The organism is Pirellulales bacterium (genome assembly GCA_035533075.1).
Taxonomy (GTDB): domain Bacteria; phylum Planctomycetota; class Planctomycetia; order Pirellulales; family JAICIG01; genus DASSFG01.
Genome location: DATLUO010000276.1, coordinates 23416 through 29487 on the forward strand (window position 1 = coordinate 23416; position 6072 = coordinate 29487).

Genomic DNA, 6072 nt, shown 5'->3' on the forward strand with positions numbered 1-6072 from the left:
GGTTGCTTGGGGTTACGCGCATTCTACCAAGCCGGCGGCCAGTCGTCAGGCATCAGCAGCTTTCTGAACCCTGAACCCCGAACCCTGAACCCCGGACCCCCACGTTACTCCAGCCCCAACGCCAGGTGCATGCTCGACTGGTCCATGTGGCATACGAAGAGCAAACGGTCGGCCAATTGAGTCCAGGTCACCCACGACTGAAACTGCTCGTCCTTCTTCTTTTCATCCTTCTGGCGGCCGTCCCAGAGGAACTCGAACGCCGGTCTGCCCAATGAGGCCAACTTGCGCCAGCCCGCCAGATTGACATAAACGAGAGCGTTGGGCGTGCCAGCCGATGCCCAGTGCTGCTGGCTGGCAAGTTGCGTCCACAAGGAGTTGCCGGCGTCGCCGGCCCCGGCTTGCTCAATCGCCGTAGAAGACGTGCCCAGCCAGAACCAGTGCCTTTGATCGACGCCGTAGGCGAACTCCTGTTGCGGTCGGCCGGGGACCATACCCGACACCGATGTGGTCGTGCGGCCATCACGCTCGGTCGACTTCAGCGAGGCGATGTGTTTGCCCGACTCGCGGTTGGCCGCTTCCACGGTCGCCGAAAGCAGCGCGTGAAGCAACGGCTCGATATTCTCGGCCAGTGCCAGTCGGCCGCCGCCCGGCTCAACGGGCCGTGTCTCGATGCCGGCCACTATGTCGAACGGCAATGATTTCGACTGGGAGACTGATTTCGACTGGGAGAGCGTCGCCAGCGATTCTGCCCCGCCGGAGACCCATAGGCCCCAGTCGGGGCCAAGGCCCGCCGAGAGCGCCCACAGGAGAATCCGTTCGTGGTGCTTGTTCGTTTCCGACATCGACGACTTTGCCGCCGCTTGCCATTGGCGGGCGACGGCCGACCGCGTCAGACGGCCGATGTCGATGTGCCCCGCCACCGCCAGCAACGATTTCGCGGGAATCTTGTCGATGAATTGCGAGGGACCCGCCACGCTCGACACCACGTCGCGCGCGGCATCGGGCAAACTTTCGGCGATCCACTGCGAGGCGAGTTCGATGCGGAGCTGGGGCGCGAGTTGCACGCCGGCAGCCACATATTGCGTCGCCCGCCATACGGCAAACAGCGCGGCTTGCGTCCGGGCTTCTTCGGAATCAGGCGGCTTGCGGCCTAAATCGGCGGCCAGAATCGCCTCCCACGCCCGTGGATTGATCCACAGGCGTGCCACGCATTGCGTTGCCAACCGCTCGCGGGCGGCGCGATAGGCCGGCGATGCGGCCAACGACGACAAGCCGTCTTTCGTGGCATGCCGGTCGAGCACCGAGCGGAGCAAGCTTTCGCTGGTGCTCACGGCGGCCATGCTGCCCACCGAGGCGATGAAGAATTCCGATTGGTCGTCGTCGGGCAACACCACATCGACCGAAACGGGGCCGCCGGCCACCGTCAGGGTGTGCTTGCCTTTCCATCGTCCGGCCTGCCGGCGGGCCGCCACCAGGTTGTCGAGCGTGCGTCGCATGAATTGCTCGTCGGCCGAGTCGACCAACAACAGCGCCGAAGGTTTCTGCTTGGCGGGATTTTCCGGAGGCCGGATGGCAAACAGCACCTTCTTGCCCAGCAGCTTCTGGCCGATTTCGCGCGGCGCGGCGCCGGTCCGCCGGCGGATCTCCGCGCCGAGTTGGGCCAGGCCTTCCCGGTGCCGTTCCAGCGCGTCGGCAACGGGCGGGAAACGCCGCAGCCGTTGGTGCATGGGAGAGTCGATGAACTGCTCCCAGTGTTCGGCAAGGTTGTCGATCTCCAGGCAAAGTCCAAGGTCGGCATCGACCCAGTTCGCGAGGCTTTTTTCGCCGACGCCGGTGCGCGGCGGCGGGCCAACATCGCCGGAGAATGCCTGGCTGGCGGATGCCAAAACGGCGACGAACGAGATGACCCACAGTCGCTTCGAGAGCGCGATCATGAACGGCGTCCCTCATCGCCGACTCCCCAAAGGCGGAGAAACCCGGTAATCGCGCCCACGGTCGGCTGCGTCACCGGCTCGAGGCCGTCGGCCACGTCTTGCGCCCAGTCGGCGGCGGGAATCAATCCCATCAACTCGTTGGCATTCGGCCCGCTGGACAAGGCGGTCGGCGCGGGAGCGACGCCCTGAGTTCCGGCGCGCCGGGAGCGGGCGTTCCCTACGGTAGGCGTCTGAGCGAGGTGCGGTTGATCGTGAAAGGCGCCGCCGAGCGACTTCGGGCTGTTCGTGGCGACCGGTCGGCTCGGCTTGATGACCCAACCGAGTCCGACGGCCAGTAGCAAGGTCGCCGCCAGGGCCAAGACCGTGGCAGCGCGGCGCCACGGCAGCCGCACCGTCGCGGGTTCGAGTTGCGCCAGCACCCGTCGCGTGACCCATTCCGGTTCGGCGGGGATGGCGGCTTGCCGCAAGCCGGCGAAAACCGCTTCATAGGAGCGCGCCAAACTCCGGCAATTGCCGCAATCGCGGACATGGTCGGTCAAATCGTCGGCCGAAGAAATCGTCCGGCGCTCGTCGAGCACCTCGTTCAGACGGACCTCAAAATCTTCACACCGCATCGTTTCATTCCTCCACGACACCACGCCGCCGCAAATGGTCGGCCAACTCGCGGCGGGCGCGATGCACCCACGTCTTAACCGTTCCCACGGGGCAACCCAATACCTCGGCCACTTCGGCGTAGCTCAACTGCTGCTCATGGTACAGCACAAACGCCTGACGGTATTCCTCGCGCAATCGCCCCAAAGCCAACGCGACTTCCTCGCCCAAGTGCCGCTCGCCCACGAGGGTCCGCGCGTCGATCAACTCGTCGACCTCCAGCGACGGCTTGGGCAGCCGTCGGCGAGAGGCCAGCATCGTGCGGCAGCGATTGCCGGCGATGGCCAACAGCCAGGGACGAAAGTCGCGCCGGCTGTCGTAACTCGCCAAACTGCGCAAGGCCCGCACCAACGATTCCTGCGTCACGTCTTCCGCATCCTGCCGGTGACCGAGCATCCGGAAACAAAGGCCGAACACCTCGCCGCGGAAGCGGTCGACCAATTCGGTCATGGCGGATTGCTCGCCCGACAGGCTGCGCCGAACCAGCTCGGAGACTTCGTCCGGCAATTGCTCACCTCGGCTGCCTGCAAGCCACTCCATGAAACGATACCCGACACGGGCCGCACCGGTTTCAGGCAATTTGGATCAAGCTAAAACTCGCACGGCGGTGGCAAAGTGTAAAAAAGGGCGGCTCAGGGCGATTTGACCGCCTCGCGCACCACCTGCCGGGCCAGCTTGAAGGCGGCCGAAAGAACCTGGGCACGGGCCTCCATCTGCTCGCTGCTGAAACTGCGGGCCGACGTGTTCCTCGCCAGCCCCGCGATTTCAATCGTCAACGGCAACAGATCGAGAAACTCTCGATAGCGTCGTTTCAGTGGTTCGTCGTCCGCAGAGGCCATTATCGGCGTTTGAAGAACTTATTGAGCACGTCCGCGGCGGCCGAGCGGCTATCGACTTGCGAGTTGCTGGGGCGTGCCGGGAGCTTTCCCGGTCCTGCTTTGGCAGGGGCGGACTTTGCGGCAACGGGTTCTGGCTCCGGATCGACCGCAGCCTCGACCGCTTGTGCGGCGGCGTGTCCGTTTCCCATCTCGATCTCGCCCGTTTCATTCATCTGAATGACGCGGGTTTCGGCGTCGCCGACCTTGGAGTCGCCGTCGCTCAACCACTGGCTGACATCGAGTTTTTGCTTGTCGCTCTGGCCGTGGGATTCGGCCGTCCGCGCCGCGGCTTCCTTGACGCTTTCGACCTTGGGGCGCTTTTTGGCGACAGCGGGAGCCGGAACGAGCACCTCGAATTCAAGGGGACCAATGGTGAGATGGTCGCCTTGCTTCAACTCGCGCTCGCCGACGATTCGCTCGCCATTGACGATCGTGCCGTTCTTGCTGCCAAAATCCCGTATGGCGACGAAGCTCTCTTCGATCAGCAGCACACAGTGGTGCCGGCTGATCAAGTCGCTTCGGGGCCGAAGTTGGCAGTCTTCGGCCCGGCCAATGAAGAACTTCGGCCCAGGAACGGGAAGTTCCTGTCCCGCGTTCTTCCCAACTAAAACCTTTAGGCGTACTTCCATTTGTGTGACATCGCTCCGCAGAAGGTTACGGATGGAATTGAATTAAGGGATCAGCGCTGAGGCCAACCCTTCGGCTGAACGAGTGTCACAACATCGACCACGAAACGCACGCATCCAGTTACGTCCGGCTATATGATTAACCGCCCCTGACATTCATCGACCGCCCGACCACGCCAGCGTTGAACATAAACGCCAAGCGCGCAGCCACAATCCTACAAATCCAGTTGAATGAAATTCGCTAAAAACCGTGTGGGCACCGCCGCCGCCTGACCGCGACGCCGCGAACGCTGTACGGTGCCTCTTCTTCCTCTCCCCAGCAGTTTCTCACAATTTACTGACAATGCAATCCCTCATTGCGAGGGATGAACACGGAATTTTGCAGCACGGCGAGCAATTACGGAAGACCACCGGGAGCATAACCGATTGCGGCGGTCATGTCAAAAAATCTGCAAAGAATTCAGCCGTCAGCGTCGTTGCGTCCATTCAGGGCGGCCCAGCTTTTCCTCGACGAGCCGCGCGGCCGCTTGCTGTTCCTGCTCGGTGAGCGGCTGAACCTCGCCCTGCCAGCCAAGTTCGCTCAGCAACGCGCGGCTCACGAGCGTTTGCCATTCTTCGGGCGGTAGGCTTACCCCCGAGAGGTTCCGGATGCCGCGCAACTCGGGTGCTGCCGGAGAGGCTTCCAGCAAGATGCTGCCGTGCTGCAACAAGGCCCCTTTGACGCGGCGCTGCGCGCTTCCCACGACTTTCGCTTGGCCGATCAGCACGTCTCCTTCCGCCCGCCGCCGGAAGCACATAAAGGGGAGGGGTCCAATTATGGTCTCGGCCGTGGGGCACAGCGTGGCCGCCACGCCCGATTGCGCGAGCAGATCGAGCAATGCGCCGTGGATCCGGCGGACCAGACGCCGCTGTTCGACCGGGCCACGGGAAAATTCTCCCGGCCAAGGCAGCGCCAGCGAATAGGTGATTTCGCGGTCGTGCAGGATGGCGCCGCCCCCGCTCGGCCGACGCACCAGCCGGCAGCTTAGGCTGGCCGCGTGCGACTGCCGGTCGGCGACGTTCTGGAAATACCCCAACGAAAGCGTCGGCTCCGACCAGCGATAGACGCGCAATTGACCGCCACCGAGCGCCGCTTGGCCGAGCAGCACCTCGTCGACCGCCATGTTCCAGGCGCCGCACCGCGGCGGATCAAGCAGAACTCGGCGAAAAGGCATTTGCGAAAACGACGGGCGAGACGGCGGCGGCGGAGATCGTCGAACACGGACCACTTTCGATTTTACGACCGGCGGCATGCTTCCGTAAGGCGGGATCGAGGCGTGCCGCCCAAGGCAACGAGTCGCTGCCAATCGGGGCCGTCGGCTATCGAGAGGAGTTCGCTGGACCCCAGCTTTGGCCAACTGACAGATTCTGTCAGTTGATCGGGTGTTCCGCGTCCCGCCGGCAAGCCAGCGAAGATCATCGCGATCTAAAACACTTGTAATTGTCAAAGATCAAACGTCAGGCATGGGAGCCTGATGGGCCGGCATGGGAAACGCGGTCGCGGGCCGTTTTCTTTCTGCCGTTACCAGTAATACGCGAAACACCGGCCGCGAATTCCCAAAAAAATTCCGCCGACTACCAGCCAGCCGTTTACTCTGCGCTCATGCGACACGCGTGTCGCCTCGGCGAGTGCCGCCGCCGACGAACGGGCCGCCCTCGCTTGCGCCGCGCGCGGCGCATTTGCCGACCGTAGCCCTTTCGCTCCGCGAGAGGAAAGCCGCATGCTCCGTGCCCATGCGACACGCGTGTCGCATCGGCACGCGCTGCCGGAGACGAACGGGCCGCAGGCACTTCGGCCGCGCGCGGCGCAAGTGCCGACCGTAGCCCTTTCGCTGGAGCGAGAGGAAAGCCGTTCACCTCGCGACCCATGCGACACGCGTGTCGCATCGGCACGCGCTGCCGGAGACGAACGGGCCGCCGCCACTTTGGCCGCGCGCAGCCAAA

7 protein-coding genes are annotated in these 6072 nt (G+C 63.9%); 1 reads left to right on the top strand and 6 read right to left on the bottom strand.

Translation table 11 applies throughout. The annotated features are described in order from the left end of the window. Positions 1-104 precede the first annotated feature (104 nt). The 6 genes from VNH11_34390 to VNH11_34415 form a co-directional block, all read right to left on the bottom strand. Entirely contained in the window at positions 105-1934 is a 1830-nt protein-coding gene (locus VNH11_34390) for a hypothetical protein (GenBank protein ID HVA51483.1), read from the bottom strand. Beyond that, positions 1931-2548 (bottom strand): hypothetical protein, encoded by a 618-nt coding sequence (locus tag VNH11_34395; protein ID HVA51484.1) that lies wholly within the window; start codon positions 2546-2548, stop codon positions 1931-1933. The genes VNH11_34390 and VNH11_34395 overlap by 4 nt, the downstream gene beginning before the upstream one ends. A 4-nt stretch (positions 2549-2552) precedes the next feature. Further along, entirely contained in the window at positions 2553-3125 is a 573-nt protein-coding gene (locus VNH11_34400) for an RNA polymerase sigma factor (protein HVA51485.1), read from the bottom strand. A 92-nt stretch (positions 3126-3217) separates the two neighbouring features. Beyond that, on the bottom strand, positions 3218-3424 hold the full coding sequence (locus VNH11_34405) for a hypothetical protein (GenBank protein ID HVA51486.1): 207 nt from the start codon (positions 3422-3424) through the stop codon (positions 3218-3220). Then, positions 3424-4092, bottom strand: coding sequence for an FHA domain-containing protein (locus VNH11_34410; GenBank protein ID HVA51487.1), 669 nt, complete (start codon positions 4090-4092; stop codon positions 3424-3426). The genes VNH11_34405 and VNH11_34410 overlap by 1 nt, the downstream gene beginning before the upstream one ends. Before the next feature lie 464 nt (positions 4093-4556). Next, positions 4557-5303 (bottom strand): biotin/lipoate A/B protein ligase family protein, encoded by a 747-nt coding sequence (locus VNH11_34415; GenBank protein ID HVA51488.1) that lies wholly within the window; start codon positions 5301-5303, stop codon positions 4557-4559. 546 nt (positions 5304-5849) lie between these two features. Between VNH11_34415 and VNH11_34420 the strand changes: the two genes are divergently transcribed. After that, positions 5850-6072 (top strand): hypothetical protein (locus tag VNH11_34420; GenBank protein ID HVA51489.1); only part of this gene is annotated, 223 nt, incomplete at its 3' end.